The 17,930-nt window shown below is 37.9% G+C and carries 17 protein-coding genes; 14 read left to right on the forward strand and 3 right to left on the reverse strand.

The annotated features are described in order from the left end of the window. Positions 1-2: 2 nt before the first annotated feature. From cyoB to cyoE, 4 genes are all read left to right on the forward strand, one after another. A complete protein-coding gene (cyoB, locus tag H592_RS0119630) occupies positions 3-1,991 on the forward strand; it encodes a cytochrome o ubiquinol oxidase subunit I (RefSeq protein WP_028870268.1) in 1,989 nt (662 codons plus the stop codon). Continuing rightward, a complete protein-coding gene (gene cyoC, locus H592_RS0119635; RefSeq protein WP_028870269.1) occupies positions 1,988-2,599 on the forward strand; it encodes a cytochrome o ubiquinol oxidase subunit III in 612 nt (203 codons plus the stop codon). The genes cyoB and cyoC overlap by 4 nt, the downstream gene beginning before the upstream one ends. After that, entirely contained in the window at positions 2,599-2,928 is a 330-nt protein-coding gene (cyoD, locus tag H592_RS0119640; protein WP_028870270.1) for a cytochrome o ubiquinol oxidase subunit IV, read from the forward strand. The genes cyoC and cyoD overlap by 1 nt, the downstream gene beginning before the upstream one ends. Before the next feature lie 132 nt (positions 2,929-3,060). Next, complete coding sequence (cyoE, locus tag H592_RS0119645; RefSeq protein WP_028870271.1) at positions 3,061-3,945, forward strand: heme o synthase; 885 nt, start codon at positions 3,061-3,063, stop codon at positions 3,943-3,945. Positions 3,946-4,198: 253 nt separating this feature from the next. Here the strand turns inward: cyoE and H592_RS0119650 are convergent, their stop codons facing one another. Next, positions 4,199-5,569: an MFS transporter gene (locus H592_RS0119650; RefSeq protein ID WP_028870272.1), complete on the reverse strand. Its 1,371-nt coding sequence runs from the start codon at positions 5,567-5,569 to the stop codon at positions 4,199-4,201. Positions 5,570-5,889: 320 nt separating this feature from the next. On the opposite strand from H592_RS0119650, the gene H592_RS22915 reads away from it, so the two are divergent. The 10 genes from H592_RS22915 to H592_RS0119700 all read left to right on the forward strand — a co-directional run bounded on the left by H592_RS22915 (position 5,890) and on the right by H592_RS0119700 (position 13,291). After that, positions 5,890-6,327, forward strand: coding sequence for a GNAT family N-acetyltransferase (locus tag H592_RS22915; protein ID WP_051369280.1), 438 nt, complete (start codon positions 5,890-5,892; stop codon positions 6,325-6,327). A 107-nt stretch (positions 6,328-6,434) separates the two neighbouring features. Further along, positions 6,435-6,881, forward strand: coding sequence for a GNAT family N-acetyltransferase (locus H592_RS0119660; RefSeq protein WP_028870273.1), 447 nt, complete (start codon positions 6,435-6,437; stop codon positions 6,879-6,881). 183 nt (positions 6,882-7,064) lie between these two features. Further along, positions 7,065-7,949 (forward strand): chemotaxis protein, encoded by an 885-nt coding sequence (locus H592_RS0119665; RefSeq protein WP_028870274.1) that lies wholly within the window; start codon positions 7,065-7,067, stop codon positions 7,947-7,949. A gap of 127 nt (positions 7,950-8,076) precedes the next feature. Next, positions 8,077-8,604, forward strand: a complete 528-nt coding sequence (locus tag H592_RS22920; protein ID WP_220485960.1) for a cupin domain-containing protein — start codon at positions 8,077-8,079, stop codon at positions 8,602-8,604. Positions 8,605-8,712: 108 nt separating this feature from the next. Continuing rightward, positions 8,713-9,459 (forward strand): SDR family oxidoreductase, encoded by a 747-nt coding sequence (locus H592_RS0119675; RefSeq protein WP_028870275.1) that lies wholly within the window; start codon positions 8,713-8,715, stop codon positions 9,457-9,459. Positions 9,460-9,555: 96 nt separating this feature from the next. Further along, positions 9,556-10,131, forward strand: coding sequence for a DUF924 family protein (locus H592_RS0119680; protein WP_211235696.1), 576 nt, complete (start codon positions 9,556-9,558; stop codon positions 10,129-10,131). Positions 10,132-10,243: 112 nt separating this feature from the next. Then, the gene (locus H592_RS0119685; protein WP_084296346.1) at positions 10,244-11,008 is read left to right on the forward strand and encodes a DUF3047 domain-containing protein; all 765 of its coding nucleotides are present in this window, start codon (positions 10,244-10,246) and stop codon (positions 11,006-11,008) included. Positions 11,009-11,158: 150 nt separating this feature from the next. Continuing rightward, a complete protein-coding gene (locus H592_RS0119690) occupies positions 11,159-12,067 on the forward strand; it encodes a DUF6279 family lipoprotein (RefSeq protein WP_028870278.1) in 909 nt (302 codons plus the stop codon). 87 nt (positions 12,068-12,154) lie between these two features. Beyond that, positions 12,155-12,475: a DUF4144 family protein gene (locus H592_RS0119695; RefSeq protein WP_028870279.1), complete on the forward strand. Its 321-nt coding sequence runs from the start codon at positions 12,155-12,157 to the stop codon at positions 12,473-12,475. A gap of 204 nt (positions 12,476-12,679) precedes the next feature. Continuing rightward, on the forward strand, positions 12,680-13,291 hold the full coding sequence (locus tag H592_RS0119700; RefSeq protein ID WP_028870280.1) for a glutathione S-transferase N-terminal domain-containing protein: 612 nt from the start codon (positions 12,680-12,682) through the stop codon (positions 13,289-13,291). A gap of 153 nt (positions 13,292-13,444) precedes the next feature. Here the strand turns inward: H592_RS0119700 and H592_RS0119705 are convergent, their stop codons facing one another. Beyond that, complete coding sequence (locus H592_RS0119705; RefSeq protein WP_028870281.1) at positions 13,445-16,558, reverse strand: efflux RND transporter permease subunit; 3,114 nt, start codon at positions 16,556-16,558, stop codon at positions 13,445-13,447. Positions 16,559-16,562: 4 nt separating this feature from the next. After that, positions 16,563-17,738: an efflux RND transporter periplasmic adaptor subunit gene (locus tag H592_RS0119710; protein WP_028870282.1), complete on the reverse strand. Its 1,176-nt coding sequence runs from the start codon at positions 17,736-17,738 to the stop codon at positions 16,563-16,565. Positions 17,739-17,930 lie beyond the last annotated feature (192 nt).

The following is a 17,930-nucleotide window of genomic DNA, read 5'->3' on the forward strand; positions in this document are numbered from 1 at the left end:
TTATGTCGTTTTTAGGTAAATTATCGATAGATGCCATCCCGTTCCATGAACCTATTTTAGTGTTCACTATGGGCGCCATTGCTATCGGTGGCATTGCACTTTTTGCACTCATTACAAAGTATAAAAAGTGGGGCGTTTTATGGACTGAGTGGATCACCTCCGTTGATCATAAACGTTTAGGTATAATGTACATCCTTCTTGCTTTAGTGATGTTATTTCGTGGTTTCAGTGATGCGATAATGATGCGCTCACAACTTGCATTAGCAACAAGTGGTGCACCGGGTTATCTGCCACCTGAACATTACGACCAAATATTTACGGCACATGGTGTGATTATGATCATCTTTATGGCGATGCCATTTATGGTGGGATTAATGAACATTATTTTACCGTTACAAATTGGTGCGCGTGATGTTGCTTTTCCTTTTTTAAATAATTTAAGTTTTTGGTTAACAGCCAGCGGTGCCATTTTAATTAATATGTCGCTGATTTTTGGTGAATTTGCTAAAACAGGCTGGGTTGCTTATCCACCACTTTCGGAGTTGACATTTAGCCCTGGAGTGGGAGTAGATTATTATATTTGGGCGCTACAAATATCCGGGCTCGGTACGTTATTAACATCCGTTAACTTTTTAGTGACGGTCTTAAAAATGCGTGCGCCAGGTATGACATTAATGAAAATGCCTATTTTTACTTGGACCTGTACTTGGGCAAATATTTTAATTGCCGCATCTTTCCCAATTTTAACCGCAGTGTTAACAATGCTAACTCTTGACCGTTATCTTGGTTTCCACTTCTTTACTAATGATGGCGGCGGTAATGCCATGATGTACATCAACCTGTTTTGGGCTTGGGGTCATCCTGAAGTTTATATCCTAGTGTTACCTGCTTTTGGTATATTTTCTGAAATTATCTCGACCTTTACTAGTAAACGTTTATTTGGTTATACGTCAATGGTTTATGCAAGTGGTGCTATTTCAATTTTAGGCTTCATCGTGTGGTTACATCACTTCTTCACCATGGGATCAAGCGCTAATGTTAATGCCTTCTTTGGCATGATGACCATGGTCATTGCCGTGCCAACTGGCGTTAAGTTGTTTAACTGGCTGTTCACTATCTATCGTGGTCGTTTACGTATTACCGTACCGGTGCTATGGACCCTTGGTTTCATGGTGACCTTTACGGTTGGTGGTATGACAGGCGTACTTTTAGCGATTCCTGGTGCGGATTATGTATTGCATAACAGTTTATTCTTAATTGCACATTTCCATAATACGATCATTGGTGGTGCGGTATTTGGTTACCTTGCTGGTTTCTCTTTCTGGTTCCCTAAAGCGATGGGCTTTAAGCTTAATGAAGGTTGGGGTAAAGGCGCATTTTGGTGCTGGATCATTGGATTCTTTGTTGCCTTTATGCCGCTTTATGTACTTGGTTTCTTAGGCATGACGCGTCGTTTAAATCATACCAATAATCCTGATTGGAATATTTGGTTATACATTGCGATGGTGGGTGCTGTGATCATTATGTTCGGTATCATTTGTCAAGTAATTCAATTGTACGTGAGCTTTAGAGATCGTGAAGCGCTTGATGATAAAACAGGTGATCCGTGGAATGGCCATACACTTGAATGGGCAACCTCTTCTCCTCCACAGTCTTATAATTTTGCCGAAATTCCGCACATCGATGACATTGATGCATGGACGGATATGAAAGAAAAAGGCCAAGTTTATCAAACCCAAGCAAGCTATGAACCTATCCACATGCCTAAAAATACAACGGCAGGCGTATTTATGGGGATCACTTTAACGGCATTCTGTTTCGCCATGATCTGGCATATTTGGTGGTTAGCGATTATTGGTTTAGTGGGCGGTATTGCTGTCTTTATACAACGTTGTTATAGCAAAGATGTTGATTTTTATGTGCAACCACAAGAGATATTAGCAACAGAAAAAGCCCATAATTTAAGCGCAAGTAAGGGGAACAATGCATGAGTACTGTTAGTGCACAAATAGATACTAAAGTAGTATCTCATGAGCATCATGATGCTTCCGGAGATACGATTTTTGGCTTTTGGTTATACCTAATGACTGACTGCTTGTTATTTGCCTCGTTCTTTGCAACTTACGCGGTGTTATTTATGAATACTGCGGGTGGTGTATCGGGTAAAGATATTTTTGAACTAGATTTTGTGGCAGTAGAAACTGCCGCATTATTGATCAGTAGTATTACTTTTGGGTTTGCCATGATTGCTGCGCAAGGGCAAAAAAAGGGTTGGACCTTAAATTGGTTATTGATTACTTTTTGCTTAGGCGCTTCATTTATCGCGATGGAACTTTATGAGTTTACTCACCTTATCGAGCATGGTAACGGCCCTCAAGGGAGTGCTTTCTTGAGTTCATTTTTTGCCTTAGTCGGATTACATGGTTTACATGTAACAGCTGGTTTGATCTGGATGACGGTAATGATGATAGAGGTTGCTCGTCGTGGTCTTGGTAACGCAACTGTGACACGTTTGAGTTGCTTAAGCTTATTCTGGCACTTTTTGGATATTGTTTGGATCTGTGTCTTCACGGTTGTTTATTTAATGGGAGCAATGTAATGAGCCATAACGAAATACAGCATGATGCCTCTCATGGTAGCGTCAAAACCTATCTAATTGGTTTTCTATTATCTGTTATTTTAACTGCCATTCCATTTTATGTGGTGATTAGTGGAGACTTTTCAAAAGCCACTACGCTGTGGAGCATTGTTATTTTAGCAATAGTACAAATTTGGGTGCATTTGAAATACTTTTTACACCTTAATTTTATTACCGAAAGCGGTCGTGCTAACAGCTTCTCATTCCTGTTTAGTGCGCTCATTATTATTATGGTCGTGGGATTATCTGTTTGGATTATTTATGCATCAAACGCAATGATGATGTATTAAATTAATCAACCTTGCGACAATCGTTTGTCGCAAGGTTATTTTCAATCAGAGTTGATACAAGGATACGTAAAAGTTTGTAAGCTTAGTAAAGCGTATTAAACCGAGTTATAAATGGCAAAAAAGAGGTTAAAGATGTTTCGTCGTTATTGGAGTGTGACCAAGCCGGGTATCATTATGGGTAATTTTATCAGTGTAGCGGGTGGTTTTTTACTCGCTTCACGTGGTGATATTGATCCATGGTTGATGATCGCAACGTTATTAGGTTTATCTTTTGTGATTGCTTCTGGGTGCGTCATTAATAATGTGATTGATAGAGATATTGATATCAAAATGGCGCGCACGCGTACGCGAGTGACGGTAACTGGCGAAATGTCTGCATTGACAGCTTTATGCCACGGTGTTGTATTAGGGATCATTGGTTTTGGTTTATTGATTACTTATACGACGTCGGCTGCTGTATTTTTTGCTGTATTTGGTTACGTTATTTATGTCGGCGTATATAGCCTATATATGAAACGTAACTCTGTTTATGGCACATTTATCGGTAGTTTATCCGGCGCGGTACCACCTGTGGTCGGCTATTGTGCAGTAACAGGGCGCTTTGATATGGAGGCGTTGATATTATTAGTGATGTTTAGTTTATGGCAAATGCCACATTCTTATGCGATCGCTATTTTTCGCTTTAAAGATTATCAAGCGGCTAATATTCCAGTGCTACCAGTAGCTAAGGGGATTGATAAAGCAAAACGCCATATTGTGCTTTATATTGCCATCTATGCGTTAGTAGTCATGCTATTGCCTATTGGTGGCTATACTGGCGCGGCCTTTATGGCGGTTGCTTGTACGACTAGTTTTTGGTGGTTGCTAATGGCATTGCGCGGTTATCGCCGTGATATTGATGTGGTTGGTTGGGCTCGACAAGTGTTTGGTTTTTCTATTGTTAATATTACGGCATTGAGTATTGCGATGGCGATGGATTATCAAATGATTGCTCCGCAATTCGCACTATTGAATTGAATTGAATTGAATTAAATTAAAGGAGGTTTTGATAGTGCTAGCTAGTCGTTACTTTTGCTGGTAATTAACACTCCTAGTAATTGAATTATTGGCTATTAATATCATCCGCAACTAATATCATTCATGACTAAATTGATTGATAGCTATGGTTATTAAAACTTGGATTCAAATAGTAAAGCTTAAACAGGCAAACTAAAAAAGGCGTTAAGTTAATACTTAACGCCTTTTTGTTTTTATTCAACCTTTTTTGTATTTATTCAACTTGGTTGAGCAGGCTTTTAATCTTGGTTATGTTCACTATTTTTTCATCTACTTTTAAATAAGCAATTGCTTCAGTAAATACCACCGTTGCTTCAATGACACCGGGCATATTAATTAATTGCTCTGCTACTTCTCCTGCTTGTTTTTCATTTTCAACATTAATGGTAAAGCTTAAGTTTTTAGATTTTTTAAGTGGGCTCATTCCTAAACTAATGATTAACCATATACAGCAGATCACTGCCATCACTAAGAAAATAGATTGTTCACCAAAACTGCTAGCAATGGCTCCTCCTAGTACGCCGCCGCTAAAAGCACCTAAAAATTGGCTACTAGAATAGATACCCATTACACTGCCTTTCACACCAGCTGGGGCAAGGCGCGATAATATAGAAGGCATTGTTGCTTCTAAATAGTTAAATGCAGTGAAAAACATGATCACTGTGATCACTAGGCCGGTAAAACTTGTTGGCAAGTACCAAAGTAGAAATAGCGCGAGGGTAAGTAATAAAACCGACGCGGATAACATTTGTTTTTCTTTTTGCTTTTTAATCGCAAAAATCATAAATGGCACCATCAAAAAGAATGAGCCAATTAATGTGGGCAAGTACAATTGCCAATGATCTTCAAGCAGTAAACCACTTTCAACGAACTGTTTAGGTAATGTAATAAAACAAGCGGTCATTGCCATGTGAAGCGCAAATACACCAAAATTTAAGCGTGATAATTGTGGGTGGCGAATTAAATTTTTGAGTTGAGCTGGTAAAGCAACACTATCACCACGTGGGGCTTTATTGACAGAATGAGGCACTAGAAATTGAATTAATAACATTGCAAAAATAGTTAACAGTGCAATAAACCAGAATAGCCCGCTTAACCCAAAGGCCTCTGCCACAATAGGGCCTATTATCATCGCAATAGTAAATGATAAACCAATAAACATGCCAATGGTTGCCATCACTTTAGGGCGTTGTTCTTCACGGCTTAAATCTGCGGCTAATGCCAAAATAGCACTCGCAATTGCACCGGTTCCCTGTAATGCTCGGCCCAATACTACACCATAGATAGTGTCTGACATGGCAGCCACAATACTACCTAATAGAAAAATTAATAAACCAATCAAAATAATGGGTTTACGGCCATATTTATCAGATAAAATACCCATGGGAATCTGTAACATAGCTTGAGTCAAGCCATAAGCACCTATCGCTAATCCGATCCAGATTGGGCTATAGCCTATTAACTGTTCGCCATAAATAGCAAAAACAGGCAGGATCATAAATAAACCCAACATACGCAGACCAAAAACAGCAGCTAAAGAAAAAGCCGCTTTTTTTTCAATACTATTTAAACCGTTAGAACTCATAAAATATCTTAATGTTGTCTATACCCTAGATGGGCGAAGTGTTACAGAGGATGTGATGATTATTTTATCACGCTATTAAGAGGACACAACCCGCAAAGCTAAGTAATACCGATTTCGCTAAAAGCTGAAAAATCTTGCTAGTTAAGATGCGCACTTCTGTGTTAGACATTTTGTAAAGGAAAAATCACTTAACGCAATTACTTAATGGAATGAATGGTATAAAATCTTCGACACTAGATATTCGAATTATTTATTGTTAGTGATAAGCTAATTCTTATTACTTGAATTCAAGATCGTAAATAATCTAAAGGAAGGGATAAATGCCAATTCGTAAATATAACGACGATGATTTTGAAGCATTACAGAATATTTATAATATCGCTAGACCCGATGAGTTTTATGCAGAGCAGGGGTGTTTCAACTTTATACCTTTAGCGGATGATGAATATATTATGTTCATGTTAGGTGAATCAGAAGTGTTTGTTTATGAACAAGGCGGTATATTTGGTTTTTGTGGTTTTACCGGAAATCGTATCAATTGGCTTTTTGTCGACCCTAGCCGTAGAGGTTATGGCGTAGGCTATAAACTACTACAATATGTTTTAAATAAACTAGAAAAAGGGGCCACATTGTCGGTGTGGAAATCAAATCAACGCGCGCAATCGCTGTATAAAAAGCTTGGTTTTCGTATAGATGATGAATTTCAAGTCGGCTTTCAAGGCCATAAAATAATGGTGAATACCATGGTTTACCCTTAAACGAATCGTGCGATACCGCCTGTATTGGTTATTCGTATCCAAGCATAGGTGATCACTTAATCTGCTAACATAGACTTATAATACAAATGATAACAGGCGAAACCGTGATGGATTTAATAATAGAAATAGGAACTATTGATGATGTGTTACTCGTTAACGCTTTTACTCCTGAGTTTGGACAACGCCATACGCAGCAATCAATCTCTGCTAGATTAAATGCAAAAAACTCGCTCATTTTAGTGGCAAAAATAAAGGGGATTGCCGTTGCTTACAAAATTGGCTATGCGCTATCGAAGAATGCATTTTATAGTTGGTTAGGTGCTGTAGCTCCCTCATATCGTCGACAAGGCATTGCCAATCAATTACGGGTTTATCAAGAGCAATGGGCAGTCAACGCGGGGTATAGTTGCATCAATGTCAAGTCCATGAATCGTTACCCTACGATGTTACAGTTGTTAATTAATAGTGGTTACCAGATCCATGGATATCAAGCGAATGAAGATGATAAATATGGCGAAAATGGTAAAATTTTATTTATAAAAAAGTTGATATGATATTTAAGTCAACGGGGTGGTAACAGCTATATACCTTGAAGTATCATGTGGTTGTATTGTGCAGATAAGATCACATTTTTTACATTAAACTTTAAACAATAAAAATTAAAATATATCGTTGTTGTTTGCAGATTGAATATTGCTTTAAAAACAGCACTCAGAGTCAGTTAATAAGGATTTAATATGCAATCAACATCTAGTCAATCGCAAGGGTTATTGCTTTTTAGGTTGTCTCAGCTTCAAAATTTTGCGCTAGGCACCTTAAAAATAAAAGAACTTGTTCCTTATATGCCACTTACTCAATTACCTAATGCTGATGCCAATATATTAGGTGTGGCTAGTATTCGAGGACGAACGCTACCTATTATCGATATGGCCGCTGCGGTAGGTTACCCGGCGATGAGCGAAGCTGAAAAAAAACAAGCAACCATCATTATCACCGACTGTAGCCGCATGCATATTGGATTTTTGGTGCGAAAAATAGAGCGTATTGTCGAATGTAATTGGAAAAATATTGAGCCACCACCTAATTCATTAGGGCATAAAACCTATATTACCGGTATTACTCGTTTTGAAAATCAGCTTATTCAGCTATTGGATGTAGAATTATTGCTGGCTGAGCTGTTCCCAGATAATGATCAAAAAGCGGTGGAAATCACTGGTGTACAAAAAGGGCTATTGCAGAATTCTCACATTTTATTAGTTGATGACTCTTCCGTTGCACGTCGTCAATTAGAAAGTGCATTGACCAAAATTGATGTACCCTTTAAAGTTTGTAAAAATGGTAATGATGCCTTTGCCGTCATGAAGGAATGTGCTGCAAAAGGCAACCCCATTGATATATTGGTCAGTGATATTGAGATGCCAGGTTTAGACGGCTATGAATTAACCTTTGAAGTACGAAGTGAGTCTGCCATTGCTGATACGTATGTAATTCTACATAGTTCGCTTTCTAGTGCAATGAGTGTGGACCGTGCAACTCAAGTTGGTGCAGATCAAGCCTTAGCTAAGTTTGATGCAAAAGAACTGGTTAATGCGATGTTGATAGGCGCTAAAAAGAATCAATAGTAAGTCGCTGAAGTGACCGTTTATTAGGAGCTGACTGTATTAATTACTATGTGACTCTCGCCTGGAAATGGAAATGATTAACATACGGGCAATTGTTTCATAAGTACTTTATTAGGAATAACAAACAGTGAATAAAATTATTGTACCGGTGTTAACGGCGTCACTCATTCATCAATGTGACCAACAATCTAGCGCAGCCTTAAATGAAACAAAAGTAAGCAATACTGAATTAAGTACCAAAGAAATAAACACTGTCGAATTACAGGTAACTGAGCAAGCAAGTTCGGTTAAAGGTCGTTACAAAACTGGATCTTCGTTCTTTAATGATATGGCCTATTCAGTGGAAGATTATAATGGCTTGTTTATTACCGATAGAATAGAGGCGCATAATTTCCGTCATCGCATTAGTCAACCGGGTTACATTAGTTCATGGCATGTCGCTGGTGACCCTACATTAATCATTATCCGTTCAGGCACATTACGTATTACCTTACGTAGTGGAGAATACCGTGATTTTAGCGCTGGAGACCTGTTCGTCGCCGAGGATCGTTTACAAATTAATGAAGCATTCGATGACCTCGTTCATGGCCATCGTGCGGAATTAATTGGTGATCAAACGCTAATGGCCGTTCATATCAAACTCGCTTCTATATAACAGCACCCGTAATTAAACCCATATAATATTAAAAATAAGACCATGAAAATGGAATAAGCCAACATGTTTAAGATTAAACGATTAAGGGTAAATAATAAGAGGTTATAGATGTCAAAAATAGCATTAATTACGGGTGCAAGCAGAGGTATTGGCGCTGCCACCGCAATAAATTTAGCGGCTAAAGGTTATGACATTTGCATTAACTATAAATCAAACGACGTTGCTGCAAATAAAGTGTTGTATGAAATACAGCAATTAGGTAGAAAGTGTATTGCTGTAAAAGCAGATATTTCTGATGAAGATGACGTTGTTCGTTTATTTAAAATCATAGATGAAAAGTTAGGACGATTATCGGTACTGGTAAATAACGCGGGCATTCTATTACCTCAAAGCCGTGTTGAAGATTTAACCGCTGAGCGTATCAATACAATATTAACCACTAATATTACTAGTTACTTTTTATGTTGCCGTGAAGCCATTAAGCGGATGTCTACTAAACACGCAGGAAAAGGGGGCGCTATTGTCAATGTATCTTCTGCAGCCGCACGTTTAGGAGGAGCAAATGAATATATTGATTACGCAGCGTCAAAAGGAGCGATAGATACATTAACGACGGGGTTATCCATCGAAGTGGCTAATCAAGGTATTCGCGTTAATGGTGTCAGGCCAGGATTTATTGAAACTAGTATGCACGCAGATGGTGGTGAACCAGATAGAATAAACAGAGTCAAAAGCAGCATACCTTTGGGACGTGGCGGCCAACCTGCTGAAGTCGCTTCGGCTATTGCTTATTTGTTAAGTGATGAAGCTTCTTATATTACCGGCTCATTTTTAGAGTTAGCGGGTGGTAAATAGTAATGCTTTTCTGAGCCAGTCGCTAATGAAGTTGTTGTTCAAGTTGCCTATCAAGCAAAGGTCCAACACCCCCTCAAAAAAAACCAAGGGTAAATGATGAGTCGAGTAACCAATAATACAAACAATGATGCGATCACTGCTGATGATGTTTTATCATTTTGGTTTGAGCAAATTGAGCCGTCAAAGTGGTGGGTTAAAGATCTGCAATTAGACGTGCAAATTAAACAACGATTCTTAACTATACATCAGCGAGCAAAGCAGTGTGAATTATTCGATTGGCGACATTCTGCGAAAGGACGTTTAGCTGAAATCATCATCTTAGATCAGTTTTCTCGGAATATGTTTCGAGATAGTGCTGATGCTTTCTCATCAGATCCCTTAGCGTTGGTATTAGCGCAAGAAGCGATTGCATTAGGTGTAGAAAATGAGTTAACAGCCGTTGAGCGTTGTTTTTTGTTTATGCCCTTCATGCACAGCGAATCTTTAAAAATTCATGATGTTGCCATCACATTATTTGAGGGCAATGGCATTCAATACAATCTTGATTTTGAAATACTACACCGCGATATCATTGCTAAGTTTGGACGTTATCCGCATAGAAATTCAATTTTACAGCGACAATCTACAGCTGAAGAAATAGTCTTTTTAACACAACCTAATTCATCTTTTTAATTGCTAGATTGCTAGCTGTTATATAGCTGAAGCATCATTATTAGTACTTAATACTTCGCACATCATATTTTACGCGAGTCTAGTATTTTACAATTATCAATAGGCTATTTATATGCACATTCATTGTTACCTTCTAAAACCTTTATCTCATCGCTTCAATGATCGCCTCAATCGTTGGTACTTGAGTTTCTTTAAAGTATTGCTTTGTGGTTTTTTAGTGCTGAGTTTCAACGCCAGTGCTGCGCAACCCGTTAACGAGGCTGCAATAAAACTTATTATGGGTAACTTTTCACAAGGCGACCTTAAGGGGTGGGAAGAGAAAATTTTTTCAGGTAATACTAACTACGTACTTGTTGTTGAAGAGGGTGGAGATAATGGCATCACTCAGGAAAAACTTAAAAAGAGATTAAGAGCAAGCAGTGATAATAGTGCTTCAGGACTCTTTAAAGAGCAACGTATTGATTTGCACAAAACACCTTACCTGCATTGGTCTTGGAAAACAGAACATTTATATTCTGGTTTGAATGAACTTAAAAAAGCAGGGGATGACTTTGTAGCACGTATCTATATCGTTATAGATGGTGGTATGTTTATGTGGAAAACAAAAGCCCTAAATTATGTTTGGTCGTCCGCTTTTAAGCACGAGCAATTTTGGCCTAATCCTTACACTTCCAATGCGACTATGTTTGCCGTTGAGTCAGGCCCTAACAATCTAGGTAAATGGATGAACTATAAACGTAATGTGCGTGACGATTTAAAAACTACTTTAGGAAAAGAGGTACGTTATATCGATGCAATTGCAGTGATGACTGACAGCGACAGTTCAGGGCAAAAGGCGATCACTTATTATGGAGATATCTACTTTACTGCGCAGTAACAGCGATTATTGCTAGACAATATTGAGAGACAGTATTGCTGTCGTTACCGTGAGCGTACTTTAAAGTGTAAAAGGCTGATGTTAAAAGAAGTTAGTCATTTAAAAAAGCTGTTTAATAAACGAGATGACGACTGAACAGGAGTACATTTTATGATCTTTAAAAAGTATATTAAAAAATATAAGTACTTTAAATTTAAAAAGTTAAGTGTTCAATGGTGGCTACTGATTTCGTTGATGTTTGGCATGACAGCTTGTTCAACTAAAATAGCTTATAACAATCTAGATTGGATAGCCTCTTGGTATATAGACGACTATGTTACGTTAACTAATACACAAGAAAAACAACTTGATAACAGCGTTGAATCTTTGCTGTTGTGGCATCGCACGAGCGAACTACAAAACCACGTGGTGCAAATTAAATATATCAAGATTGACCTTAAGAATGGCATAAAACCTTCGACCATCAAACAGTACATTACTTCTTTAAAACAATTTGTAGATGTGATGCTCCTTAAGGCTGAGCCTGAGATAATGCAATTGGCTTATTCATTATCAGATAAACAAGTCACTGAGTTTTTGTCTGAAATAGAACAGCAAAATATTAATAAAATAGAAAAACATAACAATAGTAATGAACAAGAGCGCTTAACTAATCGTTTCGATCGTATAGAAGGGCAAGTCACCTCATTTACAGGGGCGATCACTGAGCCACAAAAGGTACTACTGAGTGAATTAAATCAGTCATTATTATCTGCTTTTTATCTACGTATTCAGTTTCGTCGGGAGTGGGCAAATTTAATCGCCTCGGCTTATCAAGTTCGCGGCCAGGCTAATGGTGATAGCGACAGTCAACGTTTGGCATTTGAACAAGCATTAAGGCCGGCTCTCATGGATTCGAATAGTATTCGTTCCGAGGCTTATTTAGCTGTATTCGAGCATAATCAGACAGTATGGGCTGACTTTCTTAGTCAATTAATTGCTTCATTAAATACAAAGCAGTTAAGCAGTGTACAATCAAAACTGGATGATACTATTGCAGATTTAGAGGCGTTATATTAAGCCTTATTAATTAGCTTTTACATTTTTTGTATTAGGTAGTAAGCAATGTTTTTTTATTTTTAGTCTTTTATTGAATGAGGTATATTGATGGTTTGTTGGCCATGTTTGTTAACATTAGAAGGGGATGACGAGCTTATTTATTTAGCTGATGAATCAGAGTTTATTAACGAATGCCAAGAGTTAATTGTGAGTGATGATGACGCTGTCGTTGATTCAAACGGAATGACCTACTTGATCAAGGCAGCTGAGAGTGATCTGCAGTTAATGAAAACTGAACGTGTTTTTTCTACGCAAGAAGTGACACAATTAATGCGAGATCATGAATTTAGTAAAGCAAATGTTTGCCTGACTAAAATTGAATTTATCAATATACCTAGTGCGATTCAATCTTTGGTTTATTCTGCATAAGGTAACAAAAACGACACAATATAAGCTGATACTGTAAGGTAGTAATGCAACACAGCAACACAATATAAAAACCTTGAGAGCTGATGTTATGAAGTAATATTACAATGCAGAGCTGCAATAAGCGCAATAAAAACGACAAAATATAAATAATGATTGATGGTGATAGAAAATAGACGAGTGAATTTTTAATAGTGGAGCAATAAAATGAAATTGATTGTAGGAACGGGTTCAACATGGTCACTAAGAGTGTGGATATGTTTACAGCTAATTAAAGTAGAAGCATCTGAGCAAGTGATTGATTTAAGCTGTACTGATCACCAAGCAAAAATTTTAGAGTATTCACCAAGTGGACTTGTACCTGCCTATATTGATGGCAACATTGTGATTAATGATTCGCTAGCAATTATTGAGCACCTAAATGAACATTCACATGGTGCGCTTTACCCTATTAGTGTTAAACAGCGAGCTTGTGCACGAAGTTTATGTGCAGAAATGCATGCTGGTTTTACCTTATTACGCGAACAGTTGCCTTTCATGTTAAAACCTATAAAAACACCGGTAATATTGAATGAACAAATTCACCAAGAGTTAGCCCGTGTGGAGACTATTTTTGAAAGTGCGACCTTGCCTTATATGTTTGAGCTTGCTGGTGCAGTCGATGCCTTTTATGCCATTTTAGCATTTCGTCTTAATAGCTATGGGATTACATTGCCAGGTAAAGCAGGAGAGTATCAGCAAAGCCTTTTAGAGTGGGATTTATTAAAAAATGCTATTAAACAAGCTGAACATTGGGAAAGTATGTGTGCAATTAGTTAACGGGTTTATCGACGTTATATAGGCAGTTAAATAAACGGGCAGAGAAAGTTAACATTTAACTTCGATTATAACTTCATTGCTTACGGGCTTGCACCTATAATAAAAAGGCTAACTCACGATAAGTGAATTAGCCTTTTTAATGCTGATATCACGCTATTTGTTTGTTAGGACCGAGCGCGTTTTTTTAACCATCTTCAGAATTAAAACAAAGAATAAAGGTGCAAAATAAATCACTAAGCAGGTTGCTGCAATCATACCACCAAGCACTGAAGTACCAATCGCATTACGGGCATTTGCACCAGCTCCGGTACTGATCACTAAGGGTAAAACACCTAAACCAAATGCTAATGATGTCATAATGATCGGACGTAAACGCATTTCACAAGCTTTGACTGTAGCATCAATTAAGTTCATTCCTTTTTCATATAACTCTTTGGCAAACTCGACAATCAAAATGGCATTTTTAGCAGTTAATCCAATGGTGGTCAGTACGCCTACTTGGAAATAAACATCGTTTTCAAGACCTCGTACCATAACAGCTGCTAACGCACCCATAATACCTAACGGTACAACTAAAATGATCGCGATTGGAATACTCCAACTTTCATAAAGCGCTGCCAAACAAAGAAATACCATCAATAGCGAAATACCATACAAAATAGGTGCTTGATTACCTGCTTCTAACTCTTGATATGACATACCTGTCCAACTAACTTGTACATCACTAGAAAGCTCTGCTGCTATTTTATCAACTTCAGCCATTGCATCACCGGTGCTATAGCCTGGTGCTGCTTCGCCTAATATTTCGACTGCAGAGTTACCATTAAAACGTGATAATTGCGGGGAGCCTGTTCCCCAATGCGAGGAACTAAAAGCTGACAATGGCACCATTTCACCTTTATCATTACGGATAAACCAAAGATTCATGTCTTCTGGTGTCATACGATATTCAGCATCTGCCTGTATATAAACCTTTTTAGATCGACCTCTGTCTATAAAGTCATTTACATAAGAAGAACCCCACGCAATAGATAATGAGTTATTAATATCATCAATATCGAGACCTAATACTTTGGCTTTTTCATAATCAATATCGAGGTAAAATTGTGCCGTATCTTCTAAACCATTTGGTCTTGAATTTTGTATCAATGGGCTTTGTGCTATTTTTTCCAATAGTTGGTTACGTACTTCAATGAGTTTTTCATGACCAATACTACCCACATCCTGAAGATAAAAGTCAAAACCAGTCGCTTGCCCTAACTCTCTAATAGCAGGGCTACTAAAAGCAAATACAGATGCTTTTTTATAACCTGAAAAATGCTTCATCGTACGTGCAATAATAGCGTCTGCATCCGTACCTGGTGCAGTTCTTTCTCCCCAGTCTTTTAAACCAACAAACGCCATGCCGGCATTTTGGCCCGTTCCAGAAAAGTTGAAACCTGCAACGGTAAAAACAGAAGTGATTAGATCTGGCTCATTTACTTTAAAGTATTCTTGTACTTCGGTCATGACGGCATTAGTTTCTCTTAACGTTGAGCCCGTTGGCGAAGACACCATGACCATAAATGAACCTTGGTCTTCATTAGGCAAAAAAGAGCTTGGTAATGAGTTGTATAAGTAAACAGTACCGCCGAACAATAGGAAATAGATTAAAGAAAAACGAATCGGACGCAATAATAAGTGTTTAATAGATGTGTTATATTTTCCTAATAATTTGTCAAATAAACGGTTAAATATTTCGAATACTTTAAGGTTTTTTTCTTTATCAACCGGCTTTAGCAAAGTCGCACACAGTACCGGTGTTAATACTAAAGCCACTAATACTGATAATCCCATTGCAGATACAATAGTCAGAGAGAATTGTTTATAGATAACACCCGTAGAGCCTGACATGAAGGCCATGGGAATAAAGACCACCATCAATACCATAGTAATACCGACTAACGCGCTGGTAATTTGTCCCATTGATTTTTTGGTTGCTTCAAATGGGGACAGTTTCTCTTCATGCATGATCCGTTCGACATTTTCGACCACAACAATCGCATCATCAACCAACAAGCCAATGGCTAACACTAACCCAAACATGGTTAAGGTGTTGATAGAGAAACCCAATACCGACATGATGGCAAACGTACCCAGTAATACAACAGGTACCGCAATGGTTGGGATTAACGTTGCGCGAAAATTTTGTAAAAATAACAGCATGACTAAAAACACTAATACGATTGCTTCTATTAATGTTGTGACTACTTCACTAATAGAGATTCGAATAAAGGCATTGGTATCGACTGCTTTCGCAATCTCTAAACCGGTAGGAAATGACTCAGATAATTGTGCTAATTTTTCATCTACTCCTGCTTGTGTATCTAATGAATTTGCACCTGAAGCAAGTGTTATTGCTATACCTGAAGTTGCGTAGCCATTAAAAGTAGGGATAACACTCGAACTTTCACTTGCAAGTTCAACACGAGCAACATCTTGAAGCCGGACCTGAGAACCATCTGAATTAACTTTAAGGTAAATATTTTTAAATTCATCTACCGTTGTTAATAAACTTTGTGCTGTGATAGTGGCATTAATTAATTGTGACTCTGTTGAAGGTGTGCCGCCTAATTGTCCTACAGTGACTTGGCTATTTTGTGCTGATACTGCAGTAGAAATATCTACTGGTGTTAAGTTATAACTATTTAATTTAGCTGGATCTAACCAAATTCGCATGGCGTAAGATGGACCAAAAACAGTCACACTACCCACACCATTTACACGGCTAATAATGTCCTTAATGTTAGAGTTTGCATAATCTTGAATGTCACCAGCACTCATCGAGCCATCTTCTGAATATAAGGTAGTCACGGATATAAAACCAGACGTACTTTTAGTGACAGATGTACCTGCATTTTGTACTGCAGTAGGTAAGCGACTGCTGACTTTTTGTAAGCTATTTGATACTTGCACCTGTGCAGTATCGGGGTCGGTATCTGCACTAAAAGTTAATGTTATTTTTGCGCTACCAGAAGAGTCACTGGTTGATGACATGTAGAGTAAATTATCTAGCCCTGTCATACTTTGTTCAATAACCTGGGTCACAGTATCTTCAATGGTTTTAGCTGATGCACCCGTGTAGCTTGCCGAAATAGATATTGCTGGTGGTGCAATAGTAGGGTATTGCGCTACGGGTAATGTCAAAATAGAGGCTATACCCGCCATCATAACAACAATGGCAAGCACCCAAGCAAAAATAGGTCTGTGAATAAAAAAGTTAGACATGTAATTAATCCTGATCTTTTGATTGATTGTCAGTTTTTGTTGTTGCATTGCTAGAGGCATTATCAACAATGACTGTTAAGCCATTTTTAACTTTAGCTAAATTGTTAATGACGACATTATCACCTGCTTTTAATCCCTCTTTAACAACCCATCCGTTATCTACTTCATTACCCAATACGATAGATTTTTTTACAATCTGATTGTTATCATCAACAATAAATACCGAAGGTAGTCCTGACTGGCTTCTTACAACAGTTGATTGTTTTACAATAAGGTAGTCACGCGCTTCTGGCATTGAAATTTTAGCTCTAACATACATTCCAGCTAACAGGGCATTATCAGGATTTGCAATAATTGCACGTAAAGCGACTGTGCCCGTTGAACCATTAGTTTGAGTATCTGTAAATTCTAAGTGGCCCGTTTGATCATAAATAGTGCCATCTTCTAGCGTGATAGAAACAGGGACAGTTGGGTTTTTAGTCGTAGCATTTTTAAATTCTTGTTGTATTTTATAAAAAGCAACTGCAGATTGTTGCATATCAATATAGACATTATCAGTTTGAATAACAGTGGTAATGTAGTCTGATTGGCCTGATGTTAATAGCGACCCTTCAGAGACTTGAGAGAAGCCTGCTTTACCTGATATAGGTGCTTTAATTTTGGTGTAAGATAATTCTATATTTGCGTAATCTAACGTTGCTTGGCGAACGGCTACTTCAGCTTTGGCCTCTAGGTATGCGGCTTCTGCAGAATCAAATAATTGTTGGCTACTTAGCTTTTTCTTTAATAGCTGGGCATAACGCGCCATTTCTTTTTTTGCATTTCTTTCACTGCTTAAAGCTTTTTTTAGTTCAGCATTAGCACTGTTAACGGTTGATTGATAAGTCGTTGGGTCTATTTGAAAAAGGATATCTCCCTTTTCTACATAGCTGCCTTCTTTGTATAAGCGGCTTTCTATTATACCAGTGATTTGTGGCCTTACTTCAGCTTCCTTAAAAGCGGTAATCCGCCCTGGTAATTCGGTAGTTAAGCGTAATGTGGAATAGGTTAACGTTGAAGTATCAACGTGGATACTCTGCACCGGCCTTTTATTAGTCTCAGTTTGGTCACTACACCCCAATAAACCCAAGGGTAGGATTAATAAAAATAAAGAGTATTTAACTTCGCGAGTAAAAAACATAGATCAACCTTAAATGACAAATTTAGTATCAATAGATACGGATTTTTCAATAATCTCATAGTGAGGGTTAAGAGGAAGTTAAGGTTTAATTGAGGAAGATATTTAGTTGCAATGATGGTTGTTATTTTGACGACTATTGTCGTTTTTGTTGTGCTGTTGTAGATTATCTTTAAAGCATTTACTTAATAAGTT

It is taken from the genome of Psychromonas arctica DSM 14288, from assembly GCF_000482725.1.
GTDB lineage: Bacteria > Pseudomonadota > Gammaproteobacteria > Enterobacterales > Psychromonadaceae > Psychromonas > Psychromonas arctica.

Excerpts from the sequence above, each read along its gene's own strand:
- H592_RS0119685 (WP_084296346.1), top strand. The coding sequence starts at position 10,244 with ATGCACATTCATTGTTACCTTCTAAAACCTTTATCTCATCGCTTCAAT.
- H592_RS0119700 (WP_028870280.1), top strand. The coding sequence starts at position 12,680 with ATGAAATTGATTGTAGGAACGGGTTCAACATGGTCACTAAGAGTGTGG.
- H592_RS0119675 (WP_028870275.1), top strand. The coding sequence starts at position 8,713 with ATGTCAAAAATAGCATTAATTACGGGTGCAAGCAGAGGTATTGGCGCT.
- H592_RS0119705 (WP_028870281.1), bottom strand. The coding sequence starts at position 16,558 with ATGTCTAACTTTTTTATTCACAGACCTATTTTTGCTTGGGTGCTTGCC.
- H592_RS0119650 (WP_028870272.1), bottom strand. The coding sequence starts at position 5,569 with ATGAGTTCTAACGGTTTAAATAGTATTGAAAAAAAAGCGGCTTTTTCT.
- cyoC (WP_028870269.1), top strand. The coding sequence starts at position 1,988 with ATGAGTACTGTTAGTGCACAAATAGATACTAAAGTAGTATCTCATGAG.
- H592_RS0119710 (WP_028870282.1), bottom strand. The coding sequence starts at position 17,738 with ATGTTTTTTACTCGCGAAGTTAAATACTCTTTATTTTTATTAATCCTA.
- cyoE (WP_028870271.1), top strand. The coding sequence starts at position 3,061 with ATGTTTCGTCGTTATTGGAGTGTGACCAAGCCGGGTATCATTATGGGT.
- H592_RS0119695 (WP_028870279.1), top strand. The coding sequence starts at position 12,155 with ATGGTTTGTTGGCCATGTTTGTTAACATTAGAAGGGGATGACGAGCTT.
- H592_RS0119660 (WP_028870273.1), top strand. The coding sequence starts at position 6,435 with ATGGATTTAATAATAGAAATAGGAACTATTGATGATGTGTTACTCGTT.
- H592_RS0119680 (WP_211235696.1), top strand. The coding sequence starts at position 9,556 with ATGAGTCGAGTAACCAATAATACAAACAATGATGCGATCACTGCTGAT.
- H592_RS0119690 (WP_028870278.1), top strand. The coding sequence starts at position 11,159 with ATGATCTTTAAAAAGTATATTAAAAAATATAAGTACTTTAAATTTAAA.
- cyoB (WP_028870268.1), top strand. The coding sequence starts at position 3 with ATGTCGTTTTTAGGTAAATTATCGATAGATGCCATCCCGTTCCATGAA.
- H592_RS0119665 (WP_028870274.1), top strand. The coding sequence starts at position 7,065 with ATGCAATCAACATCTAGTCAATCGCAAGGGTTATTGCTTTTTAGGTTG.
- cyoD (WP_028870270.1), top strand. The coding sequence starts at position 2,599 with ATGAGCCATAACGAAATACAGCATGATGCCTCTCATGGTAGCGTCAAA.
- H592_RS22915 (WP_051369280.1), top strand. The coding sequence starts at position 5,890 with ATGCCAATTCGTAAATATAACGACGATGATTTTGAAGCATTACAGAAT.